The organism is Lactobacillus sp. W8174 (assembly GCF_016100975.1).
In the GTDB taxonomy this organism is placed as follows: Bacteria; Bacillota; Bacilli; order Lactobacillales; family Lactobacillaceae; genus Lactobacillus; species Lactobacillus juensis.
Genome location: NZ_JACFRN010000001.1, coordinates 632,971 through 659,426 on the forward strand (window position 1 = coordinate 632,971; position 26,456 = coordinate 659,426).

Here is a 26,456-nt window from a genome sequence, read left to right on the forward strand (position 1 = left end):
AAAACATATCAAAGTTTACAAACAACAACCCTTTTACCTATAATACCAAATATTTAAAACTAAATTTATAGAATAATAAGCTGATTAAATTTTTACTTAGAAACGAAGTTTTAGCCTCTGATGTATGTATATGTTTTTTAAGGAAAAAATTCAGGATAAAATTAAAAAGGACCATCTCTAATCCAAAATTTGAGGTTAGTCCTTTACTAGAGTTTAATAAAATATTTTTTTAGAGACAAAATAATAATTTTCATAGTTTTCCTAATTTACCTAAACCAGTAACTATAGTTATAAGCATTGAAAAGAACATACAGATAGCGGCAACAACGAATATTGAATGTACTTCTGCTTTGATTAAAAATCCACTAACTAAAGACATAATTGGTCCTATAATCCTGGTTAACGAAGTTGAAATCGAAGTTATGGTGCCTTTGTATTGGTCTGGGGTTTCTGCTTGAATAACAGTAAAGAAGTTGGCTTGCGACCAGACGCTACCAAACGAAACCAATGCGTAACCAAAAGTGACCCAAAAAAATGACTGGACATCAAGCATAATTAGGAAGCCTACCATTATCAACAAGGCTATCAGAATCATTTGCATACCTAGTCTCATGTTTTTATTAATTCATAAATAAATAAAATTGCCTAGAATACTTGCAATCGCTGCTACCGTGAAAAAGATGCTGACCATATTAACAGAAACTTTCATTTCTTGTTTTAACAAAAAAGTAAGCATGGGAACAACTGCTTGAAAGCCAATATTTGCCACGAAAAAACTTGCAATCAGCCATTTAATATCATGATTTCTAGATAAAAAAGTGATTCCCTCTTTTGCACTTTTATTAAATGACTTTTCACCTTTTACTGACTTTTTTTCTATATGTAAAGGTTCATAATCTTTAATAACATAAGTTAAGTAACCAAAGCTTAAGGCATCCAGTAAAAAGCCACCAAGATAATTAATTAAATTAATAATGACAGCAGCAATACCTGGACCAAAAGTTTTTTGAATCGACGAAATTAATCCCATTTGTCCTGAAACAGATGAAAGTTCTTCTTTTTTAACCGACTCGGCTATGAATATTTGATATCCAGTCCAAGTAATTAAATCAAATGTACCAAGTATAAAGACTACTAATAAAAGCCAATATAATGAAATGTTTTTTATAGCCAAAAATGGTGCAATTATAATTAGCACCATTTGCATTATTAAAGAAAAGAGCATGATTTTCTTACGAGAATATATATCAAAAATGGGTCCAATTGTTAGTCCAAATAGAGCTGTCGGCAGATATTCAACTGCAGTTAACAGTCCCATTATGACTGATGAATGGGTTCTAGACAGCATCAGCAATGGAATTGCAAAAGTGTAAAATTGATCACCCAGTCCTGAAATGGCATAGCCTAAAAGTAGTTTGTTTTTTTGTGTTAAATTTTTCATTGTGACTTCTTTTTTAAATTTACGACAAACTATGTGCTTAACTATTATAATGCACATATTTTTCTTTTTTTAGTTTAAATTAAATTGAGTAGTTTTATTGTTAGTAAAATAGTTTTTAAATCAGATCGTTTTTTGATTTATTTTTAGTATAATAAATATATATAAATAGAATAACTTATTTGAAAAGTGATAAAACATGAGTAATTAAACAGGTAAAAGTTGGGGCAAGTTGGACAGCCCTTTTCTTTGGTGCGTGGGTACCAATTTTCAGAGGAGATTGGAAGTTTGCCATTCTTTTTGGAATTATTCATTACTTGAATTTTGTTCTTTTGGAATTATAGGATTAATTATAAGAATTGTAACCTGTGTCAAATATAATTCTTGGTATATATCAGAACTACTAAATAATGGTTATTTTCCTGCTGATAAAACATCTGAACAGGTATTAAGACAAAAAGGTCTTTACCTAATTTGAGAGGATTTTAAATAAGCGGATTTATAATTACAAGTGGAATGGTAAACTTTAATACAACTAACTAAAATTAAACTATTCAATTAAAATACAATTATTACAAAATGTGACCTCAAAACTCAAAAAATATTTGGAGGTTATATTTTTTGATTAACAATTTATTTCTTGATTTCACACGCACTCACAATTTCTGAGATGCGAACTTCATTTTCTTCAGATCCTCCTATAAATGTTAATTCTGGTTCATCATCTTCTTCATTCATAATATCTTGGACAAATATTGTTTTCTTTTTACCATTTTTTAAATTAAATTGAACTGTTCTACCATAAAAAAGTTTTCCTAACTCTTGCAATGTCATTTTGTGTGGATCCATTTCATCAACTTCCTAGTCATTAAACAATTATTATATAATTTTGATACTGAAATAAATAAGCATATAAATTATCATTTTTAAACACTCGGTGAATAACAAGTAACAATTATTTTCACTTTTTTAACTTTATAACACTTACTTATTTTTTTACTGCTTTCCTTCATCATAATACTCTATTAATTCCTTTGTCTATATAGTTAATAAGCATTTTTACTACACGATTAATTGTTTCATATTATTTTTACTGAATAATCTTTCACAGAAAATGTTTATCAAAATGGATTGTTATCCATTAACAAATGCTTCAATCTAATTTCCGTATTCAAAGAATAAAATAATTAGATTATTTATTCTTTTATGCAGTGCAAATACCGTTCGCAGACAAAATAAAGAGTCTGGGAAAAAAGTGTTCTTTGAAGTTAAATTAAAAAATTTCACAATTTAAAAAGACCGACAAATCAACGTTTTATTGACGTGATTTGTCGGCCTTTTTTAGTTAGGTTAGAGTTTTTTCCCAGACTCTATATTTAAATATTTATGGAGGTGAGGGGAATTGAACCCCTGTCCAAACGCATTCCGTCACTGACATCTACGATCATAGTTATATTATTTGAACTTCACTAGTCCAAAACGCCATATAACAGGGCTAGTATGGACTAGCTAACCTGGAATGACTCTTTTTAACTATTCAGATGAGGTAGTTAAACGTAACTCACTAAGTTGATACTTGAATTCAGACGTGAGTAATCCGAAAACAAGCAACACATGCGCCTAAATTAGGCAGCTAATGCGTAAGAATTTTCTTTATTTGCAGTTATAAAACTGTGACGTTTTTACGTAGACGTGACCTACGAACCGCAGTCAATGCGAATCTACGCCTGTCGAATCCCAAAACACCCCCGCTTTGGGTAAAAACAATTATAGCATAATATAGCAAACTTGCCTAATATTATAAAATCCTTTCTTATTTATCAAAAAACAAATTTTTCAAAAGCCAAGGCTATACCATCTTGATCATTCGATGCAGTTTCAAAGTCAGCTTGTTTTTTTGCTTCTGCAGAACCATTATCCATGACTACTGAAGTTCCAGCTACTTGAAACATTGGTATGTCATTTCGTTCATCCCCAATTGCCATTATTTCTTCCGTTTTGTAATTTAACTTTTGTGCTAAGTACTGTAATGCAATACCTTTATTAACATTGGCATGCATTACTTCTAAAAAATTAACGGCTGCTCTGACAACATAATTATCTTGACCAAAAACATGCTTAACTTCAGCTTCAATTTTATCTAGTTTTTCTTTTTCATCGCCAAAAACGGCTTTGATAACAGTTTCATTACTTGATAAATCTTGTGGTTTCCTAATCAATAATCCGGCATTGTTTTCCCATGCCTGCGTTACTGTTATTCTACCCACATTCAAATTGCTGGTAATAATTTGACTGTCAGCATTCACAATATTATAAAAAACTTTGTTTTTCTGACTAAATTTGTCAATTGCTTCATAAGTTTTTGCAGACAAACATTTCTCAAGTAATTTTACGTGCAACCCTGTTTCAATTACGGCACCATTAAAAGTTATTACATATTGATTATTGTTATTCAACGCTAATTCATCAATGAATTTTTTAACTCCAGCATAGGGTCTTCCTGAACATAAGACCACTTTAACATTTTTGCTAATTGCTTTTGTAATTGCTTCTCGAGAAGATTCTAGAATCTTACCTTGACTATTTAATAAAGTATCATCAACATCAACAGCTACTAATTTAATCATTTATGTTTCTTTCTAACAGTTAGTTATTATATATCGTGGCTTCTAAGCTTACTTTTCATTATACAGAAATTTTAAAAATAAAAAATTGTATATCTAAACGATTTTAAACATTTATTTATGTTAACTGTTAACACAAAATATGTAAATTCTATAACTAAGTCACTTCTAAGATCAGCAAATCTACCGCATATTAGCTCATTTTCAAAGCAAAAGAAAAACCGTTAAGAAACTTTCTTAACGGTCCATATATTTTTCTAAATATATTAATCTAAATGTGCTAATCGAACAACATCACGTTCAATCATCAATTCTTCATCAGTTGGAATAATTAGAGCTTTGATCTTTGAATCTGGTTTAGTAATAAACTTCTCGCCATTGGATTTATTAGCTTCTAAGTCTGGCTTTAAGCCGATGAATTCAAAGGATTTCATAACATTTTCACGAATACCTGAATCATGCTCCCCTACACCAGCGGTGAAAATAATCGCGTCTGCACCTTTCATTTCCACCATATAAGAACCAATATATTGGATGACACGATTTACAAAAATAGCTCTTGCAAGATCAGCTTTTTTATCAGAATTATTCTCTAGGTCTCGCATATCAGAAGAAATTTCAGAAATTCCCAGCAGACCAGACTTATCATTTAAAATGTCAATCATTTCGTTAATATCAATATGATCTTTATTCATGATATATTGCAAAACAGACGGGTCAACGTCACCTGAGCGAGTACCCATCGTAATGCCAGCTAATGGAGTGAAGCCCATAGATGTATCAAAAGATTTGCCATCTTTAACTGCAGTAATTGAAGCTCCTGAACCAAGGTGACAAACAATCAGTCTCAAATCTTTGGCATCCTTACCAAGCATTTGAGCAGCACGACCAACAATATAACGAACGGAAGTGCCATGAGCACCATACTTGCGCACACCATATTTTTCATAATATTGATAGGGAATTGAGTACATATAATGTACGGGATCCAAAGTCTGATGGAATGAAGTATCAAAAACGCCTACTTCTGGAACACCAGGCAGTAATTTCATAAAGGCTTCAATACCTTTACCTTCAGCTGGATTATGAAGTGGTGCATATTCCTTCAAATCATAAACTTTTTGTAGATTTTTCTTATCAATTAGAGCAGAATCTTTAAAGTCTTCTCCTCCCGCAACTATTCTATGACCAACCCCTACAATTTCACTCAAATCGCTAATCACATGATATTCTTTTAAAGCCTTAAGCAGCAAATTAACAGCAGTTTCCTGATCTGGAATTGCCACATCCTCAGTGTGTTTTTCACCATTAGCCAATTCAATTTCAAAGGAAGAGCCATCAATACCAACTCTGTCAGCAAGTCCACTAGCTAAGACCTTTTCTTCAGGTAACGCAAACAACTTATATTTAAATGAAGAACTGCCTGAGTTGATTGCTAAAACTTTTTTCATAAATCTAATTCCTCCATAAACATGACTTTATAAATTTCACAAATCAATTAATGTTTTTAGTATACCACTCATTTAGTTTGACATTAAGCTTTATTAGGTCCTGTTCACTCTTAAATGAGTCTAACTTTGTGAGAAAAACTTCACTATTTCTGGCATTTTTTCCATGATTTTGAAAAACTAAAATTGATTTTTGATTAAATTTATTCTGAAAGGCACTATCAGGTAACTCAATTATTGCACGCAAAAAAACCTTATCACTTAGCCATGGCATAAAGTCACTACCACCCTTGCCAGACAAAATATTTTGAGGCACTATCAGGAAAGCATAGCCACCGGCTTTAAGATTTTTAATGATCTGTTCAATAAATAAAAGGTGAGCAAGCGAGTGACCATTTTCAGATTTGGTAGCAAAATTTTTAGCATTTTTATCAAGTGGATAATAGCCAACTGGCAAATCGCTTACTACAACATCAGGGCTTTTAAACATCCATGGAGTTAAAGCATCCTGGCAAAACATTTCAATATTAATATCATTCAAATGAGCTTCAATATCAGCAAAACTTAACATTTCTTCATCATTGTCAATACCATAAAGTTCAAAATTAGACTTTGAGTGATTAGCACTTTTTAACTGACTGATTACAGAAAATAATAAATTCCCAGTTCCAATTGCAGGATCAACAATTGTCAATTTTTCTTTTGGTAAAAGTTTTAACATAAACATTGCAATTACTGTTGAAATCGCAGGCGGTGTTGGCATTTGATTGACATCCAATCCATCCTCATTAACCGCTTTTAAAGTTAAATAGGTAAAAATCTGCAGCTTTAATTTATTGGAAAGTTTATTATAATTTAATTTTGCATATTTTTGACTCAATTCTTGAACAGCTTTTTTATCGGGAGCACCCAGCTCAACCTTAATTTGATTATTTTCAAGGTTATCAAAAGTTTCCGTCAGAGCATCTCCAAACGAGACATTTAATGCCTCTTGTAAACAGTTAACACAGTCTAAGAAATCATTAAACAGTTTTTCAATTTTATCCATTGCTTATTCCCCTTATCTCTTAAACATTTTAATAGAAAAAAGGTAATTAGAGCAAGAGAATCAATCATTAATTAAATATTCAATTAATAAAAAATCATTTTCCATACTCTCTTGATAAATATCCAGATAAAATTGAATAAAAATTAAACAAGTGATTAATACCAGAATACTGCTCAGAAACGCATTAGCTTTTAGTCTTATGCTTTTGCTTTTGATCATTTAATTCCTTCTCTTTATTCTTTGGTCTAGAGCCAAATTTAAAATACAACTCTGATGTTCTGCCATCTGCTTCCGTAACTTTTATTTTCAACAATCTATTTGCAGTGGTAAAACTAGACTTATTTACATTTAATAATAGCGGCATGTGTCCGCCTTCAGGAGTAGTAACGCGCAACATCTTTTTATATTGTGTCAAACGATATATTGTATCTTTTCCCTGCGCATCGCTCTTTTTAAAAACTGCCTTTTCAGAATTGGATCGCTCTGGTAAAGTATATATTCTTTCATTTTGTTTCTCTTTAATAAACCGGTTGAGCTGCACATAAGAAAATACAACGTCATCTGTTCGATGCTGAACTTTATTTGCTAGAGTAAGACTTTTTACTAAATTTTGTAAAATGAGAACTACTAATAGCGTCACAAAGACTGCAAATACAGCTTCTGCCAAAATAAAACCTTTAGTATTTAATTTTGTATATCTTTCTTTCTGATTCATCATAAATGCTATTATTACCATAAAGTTTATAAATATGATCGTGAATTAATATTCTTTTTATTTCATGCTTTTTCAAAACACTCCAAGCATATGTTCGGTCAGTTTTTTGCTCTACTCTGCGTTCGATTACTCTACTTTCTCTAATAGTTAATGCTAAAGTTGTAACACTAATTAATGCAATCATTAAACCAACCATACTCTCTGCCATCATAAAACCGCTTTTTTTCCTATTTATCATCAATTGCTCGTCCCCAAGTCATTTGCAACTTCACTCTTCTTGTATATTGATGGTTAGTAACAGTAATTGTGTGAGGCGGTAACGAGCCACTAATTGAAATTTTTAATAGACTTAAGTTACTTATACTTATTTGCGGTTTCATTTTTATTATCTGCGGCTTTTTTCCACCAATAATTATCAATTTTTTTGACGGAGGATAATATCTGACTATACTTGTCCGATTTTGTATAGCTGATCTTCTTGCTGCATGTTCAATAGAGCTCTTAATTTCTTTAACTGTATTTTCCAGTATTAGTTTTTCTCTATATTCATTTATTTTTATAGCACCTAAACCGGCTAAACCAAGCGTAATAGTGAGGGTAACAACCATTTCAACTAGAGTAAAACCCTGTAACTTAGACTTATTTAGCATTTCTTTCAACTACACCATCAGTAACCGTATAGTTTTTAGACTTTGAGAATTGTTTCTTCGTTAAGTAGCCATCATCAAACATATTTTGAAAGTTAATTTCTTTACCATTACGGTCTTTATCATCCTCATAAAGTGTAGCTTGAGTTTGCAAGGTTATTTTAAAAGCATCATTAGTCCTTTCATTTGCACTATTTTTCTGCTTAGTTAAATTTGGTGCAATGATTATAAGCAGCATCACTATGATTGCAACCACTACTACCATTTCAATCAAAGTAAAGCCTTTTACCTTACGTTTATCAGTTGTAGATTTTGTTATGATGTTTTTCACTTTTTCCTCCTATATTTCCTGCATCATTGCATACATTGGCAATAAAAGTTTCAAATATAATCCAATAATGCATAAACCGATTAAAATAAAACAAATGGGTTGAACATTTACTATTAGTTTTTCTATTTTTTGTGTTAGATCGTTAAAAAAAGAACGTCCTAATAATAAAAACTTCTTACTCAAGTCATCTCTTGTTGATCCGGCTTTTAATAGCAATAAAATTTCATTAGGCAAAAATTGCTCTTTTTTTATGATTTCTTCAGGATTCATCCCCTTAGCCAGCTGTTTTCCAACCTTTTTTCCTACATATTGCTGTAAAGATCCCTTAACTTGCATAGCTGAATAGTCACAAATCTTTTGCAAGGAAAAGCCACTAGACAGTAGTAGTCCGGTGTCATAGATCAAGATATATTTCACATAAATTTGAATTAACGGCCCAACAATTGGAAAGCTACTAAGTCTCTTCAAAGAGCGATAATCTTGTTTTCTCAATAAGAAAATCATTCTACTCATGAAATAAACTAAACTTAAACTCAAAATTAATAAAAGCAATAACAGATAGTCTCCAGTATGTTCGCCAGATTCAGCAAACTGATTAGATACAAAAGTTTGCATAAATAACAGAAGAAAAATCATCATTAACACTAAAATGAAAGGGTATGTCATTTCAGATTTCAACTTTTTTATTTGCTCCTGTTTCAAACGAGTAAGAGTCGCAATTTGGGTTAAACATTCAATTAGGTTTCCCTGTACCATTGATAGCTCAATCTGAGTAGCAATAGTCTTGGAAAAACCCAAATTCAACATTTCAGAACTTAGTTTCTTTCCTGACCTAATTCTTTTACTTAACCTATTAAATAAAATCTTCTTTTTAGGCCATATTATTGGCATCATTTCCAAACTCGTATTTAATGAAAAACCATTTGACAAACTATTTTGCAAATATTCAAGAAATTCTAAGCGCTCTTTATTTGATAATTTATCCTGCCTGAAATTTTTCAAAGACTTGTTCACTAATTTTATTCCTCTCCCTTAACGTGACCAAATTGTGATGCCAATTAACATAATCACCTCGCTTATGCTTGCTTATGTCCGCTTGTAATTGGCGGCCACTATCAATGTCCATTAAGCAGGCAAAACCCTTGTCAGTTGGTAATAGTCGTTGATAACTAACCGCGGTCAGGCAGTTATAAAGATCTGCCGTGTTAATCTGTAGACTTTCTAATCTCGAAATGGTCTGCAGAGTACTCTTAGCATGGACTGTTGCTAAAACAAGATGGCCACTTAAAGCCGCATCTACTGCAAGCCTAGCCGTTATTGCATTTCTGATTTCACCAATTATTAAAATATCTGGTCTATGACGTAATGCTGCCTCAAGCAATTTGGAATATGTAATTTCTGCTGTGAGATTAACCTGCGTTTGCAAAAAATTTATTTCATGTATTTCCACTGGATCTTCAATTGTCATGACCATCTGGTTCTGCCCAATCATTTTTGCCAAGTTATACATAGTTGTAGTCTTACCAGAGCCAGTTGGACCACTGGTGACTATTAAACCTCTTTGCTGTGCCAAAGTTTTCAGAATTTCTATTTGCTCATTAAAAAAATATTCACCTGTATTTATCTGATAAATAATTCTAATTACCAGTGATTCACAGTCATTAAAGTCTCCAATACTGGATAAACGCAGATAATATATTTGATCATGAAAATGATACTCAAAAGCTCCTACCTGTGGCCTACGATGTTCAGCAATATCCATTTGAGCAGCAAATTTCAAAAAATTGATCATTTCCTTGCCTTCATTTATAGAATATTCAGCTTGATTTTCTAAACCTGTTATTGTGCGGAATTTAACAACCAAATTATCACCAACTATTAAAAAGAATATGTCACTCGAATGCTCATTTATCGCGTCTTCAATTAAAGAATTAGCAGCTTCTTTGATTTTCATAAAAAACCTCCTTTCCTTGCGACCATAATTAATTACGCAAAAAAGCAAACTTTTTTCAGATATATTCAAAAAAACTAGAAATCTTCTCAATTAAATTTATAAAATAGATATAAATAATTATTCAAGCTTTGACTATACTTTATTTTCTCAAACAAAAAAGCAGCACCAAAGTGCTGCTTTTACCCATTAAATACTTTACTGAACTGCATTTAACACATACTTATTTAGATAGAAAAATTTTTTATTAATATGAATAAACACTAGGAATAATAAAATCATATATTTGCAGTTAATTAAGTAGTATTTAACGCTTGAGCTTATTGACCTCACTCTCCTTTCTTTTTACGGATGCCTAAAGCACCTGTAATTGAACCGAAGAGTGATATTATTCCTGCTACTAAGAGTGAACTTTCCAATGAATCTTTTTGACCAGTTTGAGGTAATTTGTTTTTGTTAGAATTTATTTTTTGATTTTTTGAGGGAACATAAGGAGTTTTATTTACTAAGTGTACAACTTGTTCATTTTCTTTTACCGGAACAAGATGTGGTCTTTTTACAGAATCTTTTTTATCAGGAGATTGTGGTTTTGAATTATCGGTTGAAGGAATTTTTGAAACATCAGTTGGAGTACTATTATTATCTTGATTCGGATTTTTTTGCGAATTGTTTTTGGTATAAATGTAAATTATATTTTGAGGGGTATTATTAAAGTAACCAATTCTATTGCCTTTGCCATAGCTGAAGGTATAACCAGTAATTCGAATAGGCGAACTTATATAGCCGTCACCAATATTGCCAGACAAAACTTTATCAGGAGCTATTTGCTGACCGTTTTCATCTTGGTAATGAATGGTAACATTAGCAGCTTTTACGGGAGCGTTTTCTCTACTTTTAACTGTAACTTTAATATTAGCTTCTTTGGTGTTGCCACCTTCATCAGTATATGTATATTTTACCTGATAAGTTCCAGGAACATTATCATTAACTTTTCCTGTAACTTTCACTTGATTTATTTTTATCATATTTCCAAAAGCATCTGTACCACCATCAAAAGCTTCCTCTGGAGCCCACTTATGTCCTTGATTAATTGTAATATCGTGCGCCTTGATACTTGCTTTACTTTCAACTACTTTTACTGTGGCTGTTTTCTTAATTGAGTGTCCTGTGGCATCCGTATATGCATATTCTACTTGGTATTCACCCGGCTTTTGTGGGTCAACAGACCCGTTAACTTGAAGATCTTTTATCTTCAAAGGATGACCATCAATATCTTTAGCACTAACAAAATTATTGTCCGGTTTCCAAGTTGATGATGGACCAGAAACAATCACAGTATCCTTGGTTTCAATTGCCAATTGGTTAGCTAATACATTTACATTTGCATCAGCTTCTTTAATGTTTCCAGCTGCATCTGTGTAAGTGTATTTCACTGGGTAGGTACCAGCTTTACTATTGTCAACAGTCCCGTTAACTTCGACCTGATCAAATTTAATTGGTTTTCCATCGACATCAGTTCCGGCATCAAATGCAGTTTCAGGTGACCATTTATCTCCTTGATAAATAATTACGTCATGTGCTTTAATACTTGCCTTGCTTTCAACTACATGAACTATAGCTTCGCTTTTTGCTACAAAGCCAGTTGAATCAGTATAGGTATATGTTAAGGTGTAATCACCCGCTTTACTTGTGTCAGCAATACCGGAAACTTTAATGTCACTCAAATCAAGCTTTTCACCATCTTTGCCTACTAATTTATCAACATTATCTGCCATATTCCACTGACTATTTGGACCTGCTACAAAAGTAGTATCTTTTGTTTTTATTTCAGACTGGTTATGTTTAACAGTAATTGTTCTGTGAAAAGTAACAACATTACCTGCATCATCTTTAACACTGTACTTAATTAAGTATTCATCTTCCTGTGGCTTTTTGCCATCTGTTGGATAACCATTATAATCGGTTACTGTAATTTTATCGGTTAGTACCTTAGATCCTTCAAAAGCATAAACATCCTTTTTTGCATCGTAATCTTGAGTGTCATAAATAACTGTATCAACGCCTCTAAAAAACGGAGTGTTCATGTCACCATCAACGTTTTGAAACAGAGAAGTATTTTTAAAATTTTTATACCATCCCGTTACATAATTTACATTGTTCACAGCATTAATTGTTTCTTCGGGCACATAGGCACGTAAAAACAAAGGATGCCACAAGTTGTTTTTAACTAGATAATCACCTGCGTCAACTTCAATTTCATTATCAGTAATTGTCCATTTCAACAATGGATCATTAGTTATGTCAACAATTTCTCCATCTTTATCCATGAACAGATGGTAATGGTTTAAGTCAAATTTATCCTTAGATTTAATACCTAACTTAGCCCCTGCCTGTCCACCAATGGAAGCTTGATAGTTGACTAGATAAGAAAAGAATAACGAACCTGATTTACTTTTATCATTAGGATTTCTAAAAACCAAATCGTTAGGTAATCTATTTGGAAGAGTTTCATTTGGATATTCATTCACATCATTTAGTTTAGCATTACCACCATTACCTGTGTCCCCATAACCGGGTATGCCTGAATTATTTCCGTTCTGATATCCATAAGGTTTGATGTAAACATTGTCAGTAAAAATTGTCTTACTTTTTCCTGCATTTTGGTAAGTAACTAAAACTTTCCCTGGAACAACATCTGGATCTTTAGTATTAGTGCCTTCTGGCTTATCCCAATCATATCCAGGATTTGCAGTAGCAAAATTTACAATAAAATTATATTCTCCAGCTAATAAATCATTATTAATACAAATATCATAAGTACCATCATTATTATCAGTTACAGAAAAATCATTCTCATGTTGATTAATGGAAGCAAAGTTAAGAAATTTATTATGAGGAACACGAGAATCAGGTTGAACTTTTATTCTAAATTTAGTACCTTTAGGAATAACTTTATCGTCCATACTTGTATTTTTGACCTTAAATTTTAGCATGTATGCTTTATTACCAAAATCAAGTGGCTTTTCTAATGCACTTTTAGGATCAGAAGTGACTGACACTGACATATACGACAAATCATCTGCATTTTGACTATCATTATTGCCAGTTCTAGTGGAATCCTGATTGTTTGCGACTGAATCAGATGGCTCATGGTCACTTTCACTATTGTCGTTCTTAGATTGATTCAAGTCTTTATTACTATCACCTATATCATTTTTTTCTGTTTGAACATTCTGATTTGAATTTACTGTCTGGTCAGCTTTAACTTGATTAGTTTGTAAAGCAACACTAAGTAAACAAACAGGAACTGATAGGACAGTAGCTAACATTTTATTTTTATATCTTTTGTACAAAATTTTCCTCCATCTTGCAATTAAAAGCACAGTAAAAACCACTTTTACTTTGTTGGCTTCTAAAATTATACATATATATAATATTTTTATTAAAAAAATATTGATTAGCAATCTAGGTAATAATCAAATTAAATTGGTCACTACCTAAACCAACTAATTAAATCATTTACACCTCTAAGGATTTTATATGCTAGGTAAATATATAAGTGTAATTATCAATTGGTTGTGATTGCTAACCAATATAATGCAATAAAAAGACTTTTTTTATTGCGGTTTTGTCTCCTTGCATATATCATTAACAAAGAAGCAAAAAACCTGAAACATTTTTCTTCTTTGATTTAAACCTATTCTGACCTCCAATCTTCTTTTTACACGCAATAAATATTATTGCCTTCTCCGCTACCATAAGTGATACTATTTAGGTACACTAAAAAAGTAGTCAAATTCGAACCGAGGCTACTAAATTAACTAACACAATAATGAAAAGTTTGTGCCCGACCACTTTGTGGATGGTTTTATTATATTACCATATATGATAGCGGTCAAGCTCAAATACAATCATTTGTGATACTTTTTTTAAGGATGAAAATAGCATGAATGTTTATTCTCGTATTTACGACTCCGCTAAAAAACACGGAATGTCAATAAAAGAACTGGCCAGAAAAGCCCATATAGGTGAAAATAGTATTTATCGCTGGAAGACAATCAAACCGTCAATCCAGTCTTTGACCAAGGTTGCACAACAATTGCATGTTTCAACTGATTACCTTCTTGGTCAAGAAAAAGATAACTCAAAAAGCTATCCTGTGGATATAGCTGACAAAAACATTCAATTGCTATATCAGGGACATGAAGTGCCAGAAAAATATATTAAAATGCTTCGCTTTATTATGGAAGAAGATAAGGAGGAAAAACGTGAAAATTGATTTTTAATATAAAAAATTCTCTAGAACCGAAATTTCGATTCTAGAGAATCCATTAAATTAAATGAATATTTTCTTATTCTTCGTCAGCTGCAGCCGTATAGACATTCTGAACATCATCGTCATCTTCTAGAGCATCAACTAAATGGTCAAATTGCTCTTTTTTATCATCTGGAACAGGCGTTGTGTTTTCAGGTATCATTGTCAATTCTGCATTGGCTAACTTATAGCCATCTTTTTCTAATGCATCCCGAACTTGTGCAAATTGTTTTGGATCTGTATAAATTTCATAAGCGTCATCACTGGTTTGCAAGTCATCGCCACCAGCATCCATTACATCAAGTAACATCTGATCTTCATCAGCATCAGTAGTTGTGCGATCAATGACAATATAACCTTTACGATTGAACATATATGCAACAGAACCAGTTGCTCCTAAAGAACCACCGTTACGAGTAAAGGCTACTCTAACTGCAGAAGCTGTCCGGTTCTTATTATCAGTCAGTGCTTCAACAAAGATGGCTACACCACCTGGTGCGTATCCTTCATAAGTGATTTCATCATAATGCTCTTCTGAATTGCCCTCTGCCTTTTTAATAGCACGGTCAATATTTGACTTAGGCATATTGTTGGCATGAGCCTTGTCCATTACCATACGCAAGTTAGGATTTCCGGAAGGGTCAGGACCACCGTTCTTTGCAGCCATGTAAATTTCACGAGATAATTTTTGGAAAATCTTACCCCTCTTTGCGTCTTGTGCATTCTTGCGGCCTTGAATATTGTGCCATTTTGAGTGTCCTGACATTTAAGAATCCTTCTTTCTTTTCTTATCATTAACGTTATTATCTTACCGCAGAGGACCATAAATTTCAATACAAGCAACTATTTCTCCTGCTTTTTTAATTAAATATGAATGTGCTTTCATTAAATAAGTTTGTCTAGCCTCTGGTCATCTTTTTATTTAATTAGTAAAATAAAAACATTAGTTGTTTTTCAAAGGAGAGAACTTTAGTGGAAGAAATAAATTCAAACAAAAAATATATTTCTTGGCCCGTTTTAACCTTAATGGCTTTTTGTACCGTTATTGGGTTAGACGATATAATGTACAACTTCCAAAACCAGGGAATGCCGGTTGTAACTTCATGGATTATCATGTGTTTATTCTATGTTATTCCTTATTCTTTAATGGTTGGACAATTGGGATCCGTTTTCAACAGTGAAGGTGGAGGTTTATCTTCTTGGGTTCGTGGGACTAATGGCGAATTTCTGGGATATTTTACTGCCTGGACATACTGGGCTGCATCTATTCCCTATGCTGTTGATTCTGCTAATGAAATTATAGTTGACATTGGTTGGGCACTGACAGGTTCTGAAAAGTTTCAAAGCCAAATTTCTAACACAAAATTTGCTTTAATGACATTTGCCATGTTTATTATTTTCATTATTGTTGAACATTACTTTTCTCACTCAATGGAAGTCTTATCTACTATTGGTGGTGGACTCATGCTTATTATGACCTTGATGTTTGTTTTTCTCGCATTTCTAGGACTGGCAAAATCAGGCGGTCATATGGCTACACAACCATTTACCTGGCGGACATTAATTCCCAAGTTTGACATGCATTATTGGACAACTATCGCAATGCTCATTTATGCCTTAAATGGCTGTGAACTTGTTGCTCCTTATGTGACCAAAATGAAAAAGCCTAAGTCTGACTTTCCTAAAGCAATGATCGCACTTGCTTTAATGACTATTTTTTTAACAGTTTTCGGTTCATTTGCTTTGGGAATATATTTTAACAGTTATCATATTCCAAACGATTTAAAAATGAATGGTGCATACTATGTCTTTGATATGGTGGGGCATCAATACGGTCTGGGCAAGACTTTGCTTTATGTATGGGCTTGGACTTCTGTTTTCTACAATGCTGCTTTATTAGCAGTGCTGCTTGACGCCATGACCAGAATGCTTATTTCTGATACTGGTGATAAGTACATGCCTAAATTTTTACAGAAAAAAGATAAAAACGGCCTTCCTATCAATGGCTACGTATTAACCGTTTCTTTATCAGCATTTATCATGCTCTTGGGTATCTTTTTACCAGACATGAACGACATTTTTAATTGGCTATTGAACTTAAATGGCATCATCTCACCAGGAGTAACTTGCTGGATATTTTTCTCCTTCATGCAAATTAGGAAAAACTCTAAAAAATTTACTTCAGACTATGTCTTTATTAAAAACGATAAATTAGGATATCTTGCAGGACTATTTTTACTAATAGTTACTGCTGCAGCTACTATTTTAGGCATTGCACCACAAGATATTAAAAAATTCAGCGGTTATTGGTGGTATGAACTAATTATCAACATCGTTGCCATTATTGTCTTAATCGGCTTGGGTGTGATATTACCAAGCATCAGACGTCGTGAAGAAGAGTATGGCATTGCATTTAACCGCAAACAATGGATCACCATGTTCATCCTAATCATTGGTTCAATTATCTTTGACCTTTATTTAGGAGAAAAAAATGCTTTATTTAATAATGCAGTTATTAATTTCGGCCAGGTAAAAATCGGTATAAATATCTTTTTGATTATTATTGAAACGATATGTGCCATTTTAATTTGCTGGCTAGTTGGCAAAAGAAAACCCATTACAACTAAATAAATATAGATAAAAAGCAGAAACGTTGCCAGTAACATTTCTGCTTTTTCTTTTAAATTAATGAATATCTAGAGTTAAACCTGACGCTAATTACTATATAATATACCTAGTAACACTTATTAAGGAGATTAAAATGACACGTATTCCCTTTAAAGCAGTAGCAGTAGACATGGACGGTACTTTTGAAAATGATGACAAACAATATGATCATCAACGCTTTGAAAAAATTTTAACCAAGTTGAGACAACACCACGTTCATTTTATAGTTTCCAGTGGTAGGCCATTATCACGTTTGCGCCAAGATTTCTATGATTTCTTGGACAGGATAGATATTGTAGCTGATAATGGTTCAATTCTCACTCAAGACAATAAGATAATTGTTCGTCATGTTTTTACCTATAAAACGGGTATTAAACTGATCAGTTTTATTGAAAATAATTATCCACAAGTACATATTGCTGCTAGTGGGTTAGATCATTCTTATATTAACAAAAAAGCCCCGACTCAATTTAAAAATATGATGCATTTCTTTTACCCCAATGTAGTAGAGATTGCGAAATTAGTTGATATACCTACAAGCGATAGTTTAACAAAGCTAACTCTAAACTGTTCCTCCAAGCTCGCTGGCGAACTAGAAAAAAAGTTCAATCAAACAAACCCTGAACATATTCACTGTACTACCAGTGGTTTCGATAATATTGACGTTATGCCCAACAATGTTAATAAAGGGCAAGGCATTAAATATTTTTTGAGGTATTTTAATGTTAAGCCAGAAGAACTCATAGCGTTTGGAGATGGCATGAATGACCGTGAAATGATTGAATTGGCTGGGTACAGTTATGCGATGAAAAACGGTCATGAAAAACTTAAAAAGATTGCAAAATATGAAGCACCATCAAATAATGACATGGGCGTTTTACAAGTATTAGAAAGTTTTCTAGATTAAAATAAGTTTATATCAGTTATTTTAAAATCACTAAGGACAGATTTTCATGAGTTATATTGACGTAAGACACAACTACAAACGCTATCAAACTGGAGATACTGAAATATTAGCCAATAATGATGTCAGTTTTACCGTGGAAAAAGGTGAATTGGCTATTATTTTGGGTGCATCCGGTGCTGGTAAGTCCACTATTCTAAATATTTTAGGCGGAATGGACACCAACAGCTCTGGTGATGTCATTATCGACGGTAACAATATTGCCAAATACAATAAAAGACAATTAACCAGCTATCGCCGCACTGACATTGGCTTTGTATTCCAGTTTTACAACTTAATTCAAAATTTAACCGCAAGAGAAAACGTAGAGTTGGCATCAGAAATAGTTCCAGATGCACTTGATCCGGTCAAAACTTTAATAGATGTTGGTCTTAAAAACCGCATTAATAATTTTCCTGCAGAACTTTCAGGGGGTGAACAACAAAGAGTGGCAATTGCTCGGGCAATCGCCAAAAACCCTAAAATTTTACTTTGTGATGAACCGACAGGCGCACTTGATTATCAAACTGGAAAAAGTGTTTTGCAAACCATTATCAATATGAGTCGTGACAATGGCACTACAGTAGTCATAGTTACTCATAACAGTGCTTTAGCTCCCCTTGCAAACCGTGTGATTCACTTCCATGACGGCAAGGTTACGCAAATTGAAGAAAATACACAGCCAGCAGATGTTGCCAGCGTTAAATGGTAGAAAAGGCTAATCATGAATAAAGTTATTCTGAAAGATTTTTGGCGATCAATTGAACATACTAAGGGACAATTTATTTCTATCATGGGATTAATGATGATTGGTGCATTTGCCTTAGTTGGTTTAATGGTGACAGGACCTGACATGCGTGATACCGGCAATCACTATGCGCAAAAACTAAATACAGCTGACCTGACCGTTATCTGTAATTATGGTTTAGACCACAAAGATACGCAAAAAATCAAGAAAACTAAAGGCTTGCAGGCCGTTGAATTTGGCTACATGACAGATACGGTTATTAAAAACAGCCGGGAAAGTTTTCGCATTTTTTCAAAGCCAAAATCAGTGGGCAAATATGAATTGCGTAAAGGTCGTTTGCCGGTAAAAACAAATGAAATTGCTTTGGCAGACCATTATTCACATAAATATAAAATTGGCCAAAATATCAGTTTTACAGAGAAGAAGAATATTTTAGGAAGCACTCTGCTAAAACGAAAAAGCTTCAAAATTACAGGTTTCGTTCGGTCCAGTCAAATTTTATCAAATGTAAACTTAGGGCAAAGCAACAGTGGTACTGGAGAACTTAAAGGTTATGCAGTAGTCAGCCCTAATGCCTTTAATCATACGGTTTATACAGTGGCTAACCTAAGATACAAAGACTTGCGTGGCCTTGACTCTTATGGCAAAGTCTACACTAGTAAAGTTAAGCACCATAAAAAAGTTTTACAAGATAAGTTAAAAAACACCGCACGTCAAAGGCAAAAAAGAATATTATCTGCTGCTAACAAAAAAATTGCCCCTCAAGAAAAGAAAATTCAACAAGCAGAGCAGAAATTAGAGACTGCAAGTGAGCAAATTAGTTCCGCAGAAAAACAACTAACCCTCCAAAAAAGTAAATTAAATGCGCAAATATCACAGACTGAAGCTGCAGGAGCTAATTTACCTCAAGCAGCAAGATTGCAACTAGAGCAGGCTCAGCAAGAAATTGCTGCAGGTGAGCAAAAATTAAAACAAGAAAAAAAGATCTTTGCCCGTAAATCTGCGAGAGCCAATAAAAAAATTAAAAGTGGTAAAGAAAAAATCAGCAAAGCTAAAAAACAATTGCGGAAATTGGCTCTGCCGAGCTATAGCGTATACAATCGGCGCGAGGTACCAGGCGGTGAAGGTAATTTAGTTTACACAACAGTTGCGCAAGTAGTGGAAGATTTAGCTAAAGTATTCCCTATTTTTCTATACTTCGTTGCGGCTCTAGTTACCTTTACTACAATGAACCGCTTCATTGATGAAGAAAGAATCAATTCCGGTACAATGAAAGCCTTAGGCTATAATGATCAAATCATTATTAATAAATTCATCGCTTATGGCTTTATTTCAGGTACAATCGGCACTATTTTGGGCGTTTATTTGGGACACACTTTGATGCCACAAATTGTTTACCATGCTTATTACAAGTCACTGACTATCCCACCCATTGAATTACACTTTCATTGGCAAATCAGTTTGATCGCTTTATTCTTGTCTTGGATCAGTTCCGTTTTGCCTGCTTACTTAACTGCTAAAAATGAGTTTAGAGAAAAACCGGCCGCATTACTATTGCCTAAGCCTCCTGCAGCAGGCTCTAAAATCTTGCTGGAAAGGATTCCTTTTATTTGGAACCATCTCAGCTTTACTCATAAAGTTACTGCCCGTAATATTTTTCGTTATAAAAAGCGCATGCTGATGACTATTTTTGGTGTTTGTGGTGCCGCTACTATGCTCTTTGCCGGTTTTGCTGTAAAAAATTCGATTACTAATATGAATAACCGGCAATTCAACGATCTTATTCACTACAACATGATCGTCGCCCAGAAGCCTGGTATTTCAAACCATCAGCACAAAGCTTTAAATAGCAAATTAAAAGAAGACAGTATTAAGTCAGAAACACCAATTTACTATGAGTCAATGTCTAAAACTGCTGGTAAAACTGGCGATACACAAGATATTACCTTAATTGCTCCTTCTTCTAGCAAGGTACTGAAGAACTATGTTCATTTAAATAATCGTAAAACCAAGCAGACGTTGCACTTATCAAACAACGGGGTTATTATTTCAGAACGATTGTCAACATTGCTCAAAGTGAACAAAGGTGACTATATATCTTTAACGGATAAGAATAATCAATCTAGGAAAATGAAGGTAGCTGGCATCACTGAAATGTACATGGGACATTTTGTCTTCATGAACAAAACGCAATATCAGAAAATTTTTAACAAACGCTTCACGTCAAATGCATACCTTGTTAACTTAAAAAATTCTACTCGCAAAAACACGAGAAAAATCGCTGCAGAATTTATGGCTCTTAATGGTGTAGCAGGAGTGGTGCAAAACACTGCAATTAGCCAAGAGCTGGATGTGGTAGTAAAATCTCTGAACTTGATCATGGTCGTTTTGATTGTAGTTGCCGGACTTTTAGCAATTGTAATTCAATATAATTTGACCAACATCAATATTGCCGAAAGAATTCGCGAACTCTCAACCATCAAAGTTTTAGGTTTCTACGATAATGAAGTTACGATGTATATTTATCGCGAAACTATTCTTTTAACAGGTATTGGCATTTTAGTTGGCTACCTCACAGGAGATTTACTTTACCGCTATATTCTTTATGTGGTGCCACCTGACAATGTCATGTTTAATCCGGCATTATCTGTCTCAAGTTTTTTGTGGCCATTAGGAGTTATCGGTATCATTACAATAGTTCTAGGATTTATTGTTAACAAAAAATTAAAAGACCTTGATATGCTTGAAGCTTTAAAATCAGTTGATTAAATAAGTAGAACTGCTCTCACAAGAACAGTTCTATTTATTTCTGCAAAAATTAAAAACTAAATAAAAATATGTTATACTTTACTCATTAGATTTAATGTTCTCGACAAGATCTTCAAATTAACGTGGATAAAGAACTTGATCATCCTTCCTTTTTAATTGATGAAGTTTCAATAAATTAATTTTGGAGATAAAATTGAATAATATTTTACAAGTTAAACATTTAATAGAAACATACAAAGATAAAAACCAAAAGTTTCAAGCTCTAGATGATGTTTCTTTTACAATTGATCAAGGAGAAATATTAGCTCTATTGGGACCTAATGGTGCAGGGAAAACTACCACAGTCTCAATTATAGGTGGCTATTTGCTCCCTACTTCTGGTCAGGTAATTTTAAACGGACAGGATATTACTACTGCTCGTAAAAGACCCAACATAGGCGTTTCTTTTGGTGGAGATCTAGGGTTTTACCGTAACGCCACAGCAAAGCAAAATTTACAATTTTTTGCAGATCTGGCCAAAGTACCCTTTCGTAAGCAAAAAAAAGAAATACAGCGAGTTCTGTCTATTGTTGAGCTGGATAATGTCGCAAATAAAAAGGTAGGGAAATTTTCTAAAGGAATGACGCAAAGACTGCATATCGCCCGTTCCTTGTTAAATAGTCCAAGTTTATTACTTTTAGATGAACCTACTAGTGGTTTAGATGTTGAAATAGCGCAAAGCGTTCAGAAGACTATTAAAAAATTAGCAGATTCCGGCATTAGTATTTTATTAACCAGTCACACAATGTCAGAAGTTGAAAAGCTAGCTAAAAATGTAGTTATTCTAGGTGCAGGAAAAGTTTTTTTCACTGGCACCGTTTCTGCTGTTTTGGGTTTGGCTGAAAAAGAAATTAACCAAAAACCTAAAAATTTGGAAGAAGCTTATTTGGCAATAGCACCTAAACTAAGGAGGAATTAGATATGCGTTTTATTCGTCTTTTCCTCTTTCATGTAAAAGATTATCTTTCCGATCAGTACTTTGTCTGGTTAACAATCACTAGTACTGTTTCCATTTTTTTGATGCAATATATTATGGCCTATGCTTCTCACGATTTGAATAATCCACAATTGTGGCTGCAAAGTGGTATTTTTGGCATGTGGACCTCGTGTACAACCGTTGCCGGTTGTATCGGTTTTGAACGATACAAAGGAACGCTGCCATATTTGCTAAACAGTCAATATGACGAGCGTGCTTCTTTAATTACTTTACTTTTACCTGCTTCGAGCTATGGTTTATTTTCATTTCCTATTGCTTATATTCTTGCCAAAATTTTAGGAGTAGCTACTGGTAAAATTTTTCTGTACCAGATTTTGCTAATTTTACTACTGTGGATCGGATGCTCAGTAATGGGAATTTTAATTTCTTCATTTCTTACTCTTTCACCTAATGCAATGGTTTATGAGGGCTTAATTGGCACTCCTATTTTGTTATTAGCAGGATTATTTGGCAATGAGACAATTTTGAATCCCTTAACCAAGTTTTCTCAGTGGTTTATTCCTATAACTGGACCAATTGCTTCTTTGTCCCATAATAAAAGGCTCAACTGGACTGCTTATTTTTGCAGTTTACTTTTTTGGCTTTTGTTAATTGTGATTATTGTGAGAAAAATTAACGACCTTGTCAGAAAGAAAGGAGCTCTGAAAATTATCTAATGTTTGCTACACAATTCTCTGGCCTTTCTTTTCTCAATAATTGGCGTACCAAACTAACTTATTTCTTTATCACACCAATGATAAATCTGGCCCTGTTAGTATTAATCAATATGCAGTATTCTAATCAATTTAACTGGGATGTTGCGATCAGTTCAATTGCAATAGATGCTGCGGTACTTGCTCTTGAAACATTTTGTTCTGCCGTGATTAATGATGCAGATTTAAAAATTGACTTTGAATTAATTGCCAAAAGACCTTTTAGTATCATGTATTGGCTTTCTAAATGCATTGTTGCCATTATTATAGGTTGCACTTTAGCATTAATTAACCTATTTTTATTGTACTTAGCCGGCTCTCCCATAGTCATTATTGAACGAGCTTTGCTCATGCTACCGCTTTTATGTATTTATGGCTGCGTTTTAGGTTTTGTATCTTGGGCCATCTCATGGCAAATGAATGATCCTTACTTTTTGGAGAATATTTTTAGCAGTTTAGCCGAATTAGTATCAGGAGTCCTAGTTGTAATTTCAGCTTATCCTGAATGGTTAAAAGAAATTGCTTTACTATTTCCTTTTGCAGAACCTGTTACTTACATCAAAACTGGTAGCGCCAATTTGATGTACAGTGCATTAATTACATTTATTTGGCTCATTATTGGAATTTTAGCTTATATTAGCCAAATCAAGCCAGTTCTGGCTAAAGGTAAACACCATTATTAAAGCTTACACAGTAAAATAGCAGTCGCAAGATTTGCGACTGCTATTTTTATATCTATATTTTTGTTTTTCCTAACAAAACTGAACTGATTACAACCGATAATGAACTAAAGGCCATTGCTAATCCTGCTATTTCTGGACTAAGTGTGAGACCCACACCTGCAAAAACACCAGCGGCAACTGGAATGCCCAGTACATTATAAATGAAAGCCCAAAACAGATTTAGCTTTATCCTATTAAAAGTCTTGCGACTAAGTTTCAAAGCGCGAACAACATCTTCTAGGTCATTTTTGATAAGCACGATACCACCCGCATCGATGGCAACATCCGTACCCGAACCCATGGCAATTCCAACATCTGCCTGGGTTAGAGCTGGTGCATCGTTGATCCCATCACCAACAAAGGCGACATGGTGCTTCCCCTGCAATTTTTTAATAACATCTGCTTTATCAACCGGCAAAACCTCAGCAATTACCTGATCGATATCCACCTGTTCTGCAATAGCGTCGGCTACTTGTTGATTATCTCCAGTTAACATGACAGTTTTCAAGCCTAAACGATGTAAGTCGTATATCGCATTTTTGGCATTCACTTTAGGAGCATCCTGAATTGCAATTAGACCCAGCACTTGATTATCTTGAACAACAGACACTACTGTTTTTGCCTCATTTTGCAATGCCACTATTTGCTCTTCTAATTCTGGAGCAATTTTAATTTCTTTTTGTTTTTTGGGACTGCCGACCGCAAAATTTGTACCAGAAATTTTACCAGTGACACCCCATCCCTCAATTACAGTAAAATTTTCTACCGTTTTTAACTGCAACTTTGCCTTCTTAGCCGCAGCTAATATAGCTGGAGCAAGAGGATGTTCAGACAATTTTTCTAAACTGGCAGCATATTGTAGGACATTTTCTTTATCTCCAACAATATCTGTTACTTGTGGTTGACCTTTGGTAATCGTTCCCGTTTTATCAAAAACTATAGTATCAATGCTGTTTGCAGCCTCTAAAATTTCTCCATTTTTAATTAGGATTCCCATTTTGGCACCACGACCAGTTCCAACCATTAATGCAGTTGGTGTTGCCAGCCCTAAAGCACAAGGACAGGCAATAACCATAACCGCAACGGCAAAAACTAATGCAGTTGCTATACTTTTACCTAGGAAAATATACCAAACTAAAAATGTTACAATTGCAATAATCAAAACTGTTGGAACAAAAATATTTGCAACCTTATCAGTTAATTTTTGAATCGGTGCATGACTGTTCTGTGCCTTTTTAACAATCTCAATAATTTGCGCCAGCATCGTTTCATTACCAACTTTTTGGGCTTGCATTACAAATGATCCCGTTTGATTGATTGTAGCTCCTATTACCTGATCGCCTGTCACTTTTTTAACTGGCATGCTTTCGCCAGTTACCATAGATTCATCAATGCTTGAATTGCCAGAAACAATTTTGCCATCAACTGGTACTTTTTGCCCAGGCATTACTTGTATGTAGTCGCCCTTCACAACTTCAGTGATAGGAATACTGACAAATTGATCATCGCGCTTTACTAAGGCATTTTTTGCGCCCAAATTAAGCAATTTCCCCATAGCGTCAGAAGCAGTTGCCCGCATTTTTTCTTCTAAAACCTGCCCTAATAAGACGAAAGTAATAACAAAAGCAGCACTTTCAAAGAAAACAGGCCTTTTAGTAAACATCGCATAAATACTGTAAATATAAGTTATCGATGTTCCTAAAGCAACGAGAGTATCCATATTTGAATGGTGCTTTTTAAAGGCAGACCAGGCACTAGTAATAAATGGACCTGCTGAAATCAACATAATTATTGTTGTAAAAATAAGCATGGTCCATTCGCCACCTGGCAACATCCATCCAGTAAAAGGATGAATAATCATTTCCAGAAGCATTGGCAGTGATAATATTAGCGACGTCCAAAAACGTGTTGTAATTTTCATTATTTTTCCTTAGCTATTTGACAATTACCTTACCATGAAACATGTTCATACTGCATTCCCATTGATATTCACCTGGTTTTGAAGTATCAATTTTAACCGTTTCTACTTTGCCTTCAGGTAATTTCTGATTTATGCCAAAATCTGAAAATACAACATGATCTAAACAATTGGAGGAGTCTGTTCTCTTAAAGTTTAAAGTAGCTGGTACTCCCCTTTTAAGAACGACTCTTTCTGGTGAATAACCACCTTTAACTTCAATATCAACACTCTGTTTGTTTGACTTCATAGTGGCTTTCTCCTCTTCTACTTGATGGCTACCAAAGAACCACCATGCAATAAAAGCTATTAGTGCAAGACCCAAAGCTAGGATAATAATTTTATTCATGATAATTCCTCCCCGATGAAGCTTATTATTAATGTCTACATTTGTAAACTAAATTA

The 26,456-nt window shown here is 33.7% G+C and carries 24 protein-coding genes and 1 other RNA gene; 8 read left to right on the plus strand and 17 right to left on the minus strand.

The window, feature by feature from the left end; translation table 11 throughout:
• Positions 1 to 250: 250 nt before the first annotated feature.
• From H3U49_RS09860 to H3U49_RS02990, 14 genes are all read right to left on the minus strand, one after another.
• Positions 251 to 601 (minus strand): hypothetical protein, encoded by a 351-nt coding sequence (locus H3U49_RS09860; RefSeq protein WP_232347595.1) that lies wholly within the window; start codon positions 599 to 601, stop codon positions 251 to 253.
• A 24-nt stretch (positions 602 to 625) separates the two neighbouring features.
• Positions 626 to 1,441: an MFS transporter gene (locus tag H3U49_RS02930; RefSeq protein WP_232347596.1), complete on the minus strand. Its 816-nt coding sequence runs from the start codon at positions 1,439 to 1,441 to the stop codon at positions 626 to 628.
• Positions 1,442 to 2,071: 630 nt separating this feature from the next.
• The gene (locus tag H3U49_RS02935) at positions 2,072 to 2,287 is read right to left on the minus strand and encodes a hypothetical protein (RefSeq protein ID WP_198179490.1); all 216 of its coding nucleotides are present in this window, start codon (positions 2,285 to 2,287) and stop codon (positions 2,072 to 2,074) included.
• A gap of 535 nt (positions 2,288 to 2,822) precedes the next feature.
• Positions 2,823 to 3,188: a transfer-messenger RNA gene (ssrA, locus tag H3U49_RS02940) on the minus strand.
• Positions 3,189 to 3,258: 70 nt separating this feature from the next.
• Positions 3,259 to 4,065, minus strand: a complete 807-nt coding sequence (locus tag H3U49_RS02945; protein WP_198179492.1) for a Cof-type HAD-IIB family hydrolase — start codon at positions 4,063 to 4,065, stop codon at positions 3,259 to 3,261.
• Positions 4,066 to 4,328: 263 nt separating this feature from the next.
• A complete protein-coding gene (locus tag H3U49_RS02950; RefSeq protein ID WP_198179494.1) occupies positions 4,329 to 5,513 on the minus strand; it encodes an acetate/propionate family kinase in 1,185 nt (394 codons plus the stop codon).
• A 43-nt stretch (positions 5,514 to 5,556) separates the two neighbouring features.
• Positions 5,557 to 6,558, minus strand: a complete 1,002-nt coding sequence (locus H3U49_RS02955) for a class I SAM-dependent methyltransferase (protein ID WP_198179496.1) — start codon at positions 6,556 to 6,558, stop codon at positions 5,557 to 5,559.
• Between the two features lie 184 nt (positions 6,559 to 6,742).
• On the minus strand, positions 6,743 to 7,225 hold the full coding sequence (locus H3U49_RS02960) for a ComGF family competence protein (RefSeq protein ID WP_198179498.1): 483 nt from the start codon (positions 7,223 to 7,225) through the stop codon (positions 6,743 to 6,745).
• Positions 7,226 to 7,235: 10 nt separating this feature from the next.
• Positions 7,236 to 7,511 carry a hypothetical protein gene (locus H3U49_RS02965; RefSeq protein WP_198179500.1) on the minus strand — a complete coding sequence of 92 codons (276 nt, stop codon included), beginning with the start codon at positions 7,509 to 7,511 and terminating at the stop codon, positions 7,236 to 7,238.
• The gene (locus tag H3U49_RS02970) at positions 7,501 to 7,923 is read right to left on the minus strand and encodes a Tfp pilus assembly protein FimT/FimU (protein ID WP_198179502.1); all 423 of its coding nucleotides are present in this window, start codon (positions 7,921 to 7,923) and stop codon (positions 7,501 to 7,503) included. Before H3U49_RS02970 ends, H3U49_RS02965 begins: the two co-directional genes overlap by 11 nt.
• Positions 7,913 to 8,251: a competence type IV pilus major pilin ComGC gene (gene comGC / locus H3U49_RS02975; protein ID WP_370567280.1), complete on the minus strand. Its 339-nt coding sequence runs from the start codon at positions 8,249 to 8,251 to the stop codon at positions 7,913 to 7,915. The genes H3U49_RS02970 and comGC overlap by 11 nt, the downstream gene beginning before the upstream one ends.
• 9 nt (positions 8,252 to 8,260) lie before the next feature.
• Complete coding sequence (locus tag H3U49_RS02980) at positions 8,261 to 9,265, minus strand: type II secretion system F family protein (protein WP_198179504.1); 1,005 nt, start codon at positions 9,263 to 9,265, stop codon at positions 8,261 to 8,263.
• Positions 9,231 to 10,205, minus strand: coding sequence for a competence type IV pilus ATPase ComGA (gene comGA, locus H3U49_RS02985; RefSeq protein ID WP_198179506.1), 975 nt, complete (start codon positions 10,203 to 10,205; stop codon positions 9,231 to 9,233). The genes H3U49_RS02980 and comGA overlap by 35 nt, the downstream gene beginning before the upstream one ends.
• 326 nt (positions 10,206 to 10,531) lie before the next feature.
• The gene (locus H3U49_RS02990; RefSeq protein WP_198179508.1) at positions 10,532 to 13,555 is read right to left on the minus strand and encodes a bacterial Ig-like domain-containing protein; all 3,024 of its coding nucleotides are present in this window, start codon (positions 13,553 to 13,555) and stop codon (positions 10,532 to 10,534) included.
• 593 nt (positions 13,556 to 14,148) lie between these two features.
• Between H3U49_RS02990 and H3U49_RS02995 the strand changes: the two genes are divergently transcribed.
• Complete coding sequence (locus H3U49_RS02995) at positions 14,149 to 14,481, plus strand: helix-turn-helix domain-containing protein (RefSeq protein ID WP_198179510.1); 333 nt, start codon at positions 14,149 to 14,151, stop codon at positions 14,479 to 14,481.
• Between the two features lie 73 nt (positions 14,482 to 14,554).
• Here the strand turns inward: H3U49_RS02995 and H3U49_RS03000 are convergent, their stop codons facing one another.
• The gene (locus H3U49_RS03000) at positions 14,555 to 15,283 is read right to left on the minus strand and encodes a YebC/PmpR family DNA-binding transcriptional regulator (protein WP_034977621.1); all 729 of its coding nucleotides are present in this window, start codon (positions 15,281 to 15,283) and stop codon (positions 14,555 to 14,557) included.
• A gap of 260 nt (positions 15,284 to 15,543) precedes the next feature.
• Here H3U49_RS03000 and H3U49_RS03005 point away from each other — a divergent pair, with 260 nt between their 5' ends.
• From H3U49_RS03005 to H3U49_RS03035, 7 genes are all read left to right on the plus strand, one after another.
• Positions 15,544 to 17,148: an amino acid permease gene (locus H3U49_RS03005; protein ID WP_232347607.1), complete on the plus strand. Its 1,605-nt coding sequence runs from the start codon at positions 15,544 to 15,546 to the stop codon at positions 17,146 to 17,148.
• 130 nt (positions 17,149 to 17,278) lie between these two features.
• Entirely contained in the window at positions 17,279 to 18,091 is an 813-nt protein-coding gene (locus tag H3U49_RS03010) for a Cof-type HAD-IIB family hydrolase (RefSeq protein WP_198179514.1), read from the plus strand.
• A gap of 46 nt (positions 18,092 to 18,137) precedes the next feature.
• Positions 18,138 to 18,839: an ABC transporter ATP-binding protein gene (locus tag H3U49_RS03015; RefSeq protein ID WP_198179516.1), complete on the plus strand. Its 702-nt coding sequence runs from the start codon at positions 18,138 to 18,140 to the stop codon at positions 18,837 to 18,839.
• A 12-nt stretch (positions 18,840 to 18,851) separates the two neighbouring features.
• Entirely contained in the window at positions 18,852 to 21,644 is a 2,793-nt protein-coding gene (locus H3U49_RS03020; protein WP_198179518.1) for an FtsX-like permease family protein, read from the plus strand.
• A gap of 193 nt (positions 21,645 to 21,837) precedes the next feature.
• Positions 21,838 to 22,602 carry an ABC transporter ATP-binding protein gene (locus tag H3U49_RS03025; protein ID WP_198179520.1) on the plus strand — a complete coding sequence of 255 codons (765 nt, stop codon included), beginning with the start codon at positions 21,838 to 21,840 and terminating at the stop codon, positions 22,600 to 22,602.
• 2 nt (positions 22,603 to 22,604) lie between these two features.
• On the plus strand, positions 22,605 to 23,336 hold the full coding sequence (locus tag H3U49_RS03030) for a multidrug ABC transporter permease (protein WP_198179522.1): 732 nt from the start codon (positions 22,605 to 22,607) through the stop codon (positions 23,334 to 23,336).
• Positions 23,336 to 24,055 carry an antibiotic transporter permease gene (locus H3U49_RS03035; RefSeq protein WP_198179524.1) on the plus strand — a complete coding sequence of 240 codons (720 nt, stop codon included), beginning with the start codon at positions 23,336 to 23,338 and terminating at the stop codon, positions 24,053 to 24,055. Before H3U49_RS03030 ends, H3U49_RS03035 begins: the two co-directional genes overlap by 1 nt.
• A gap of 52 nt (positions 24,056 to 24,107) precedes the next feature.
• On the opposite strand, the gene H3U49_RS03040 is transcribed toward H3U49_RS03035, so the two are convergent.
• Positions 24,108 to 26,015, minus strand: a complete 1,908-nt coding sequence (locus H3U49_RS03040) for a copper-translocating P-type ATPase (protein WP_198179526.1) — start codon at positions 26,013 to 26,015, stop codon at positions 24,108 to 24,110.
• Between the two features lie 13 nt (positions 26,016 to 26,028).
• Positions 26,029 to 26,400: a cupredoxin domain-containing protein gene (locus H3U49_RS03045; RefSeq protein WP_187154408.1), complete on the minus strand. Its 372-nt coding sequence runs from the start codon at positions 26,398 to 26,400 to the stop codon at positions 26,029 to 26,031.
• Positions 26,401 to 26,456: the final 56 nt, after the last annotated feature.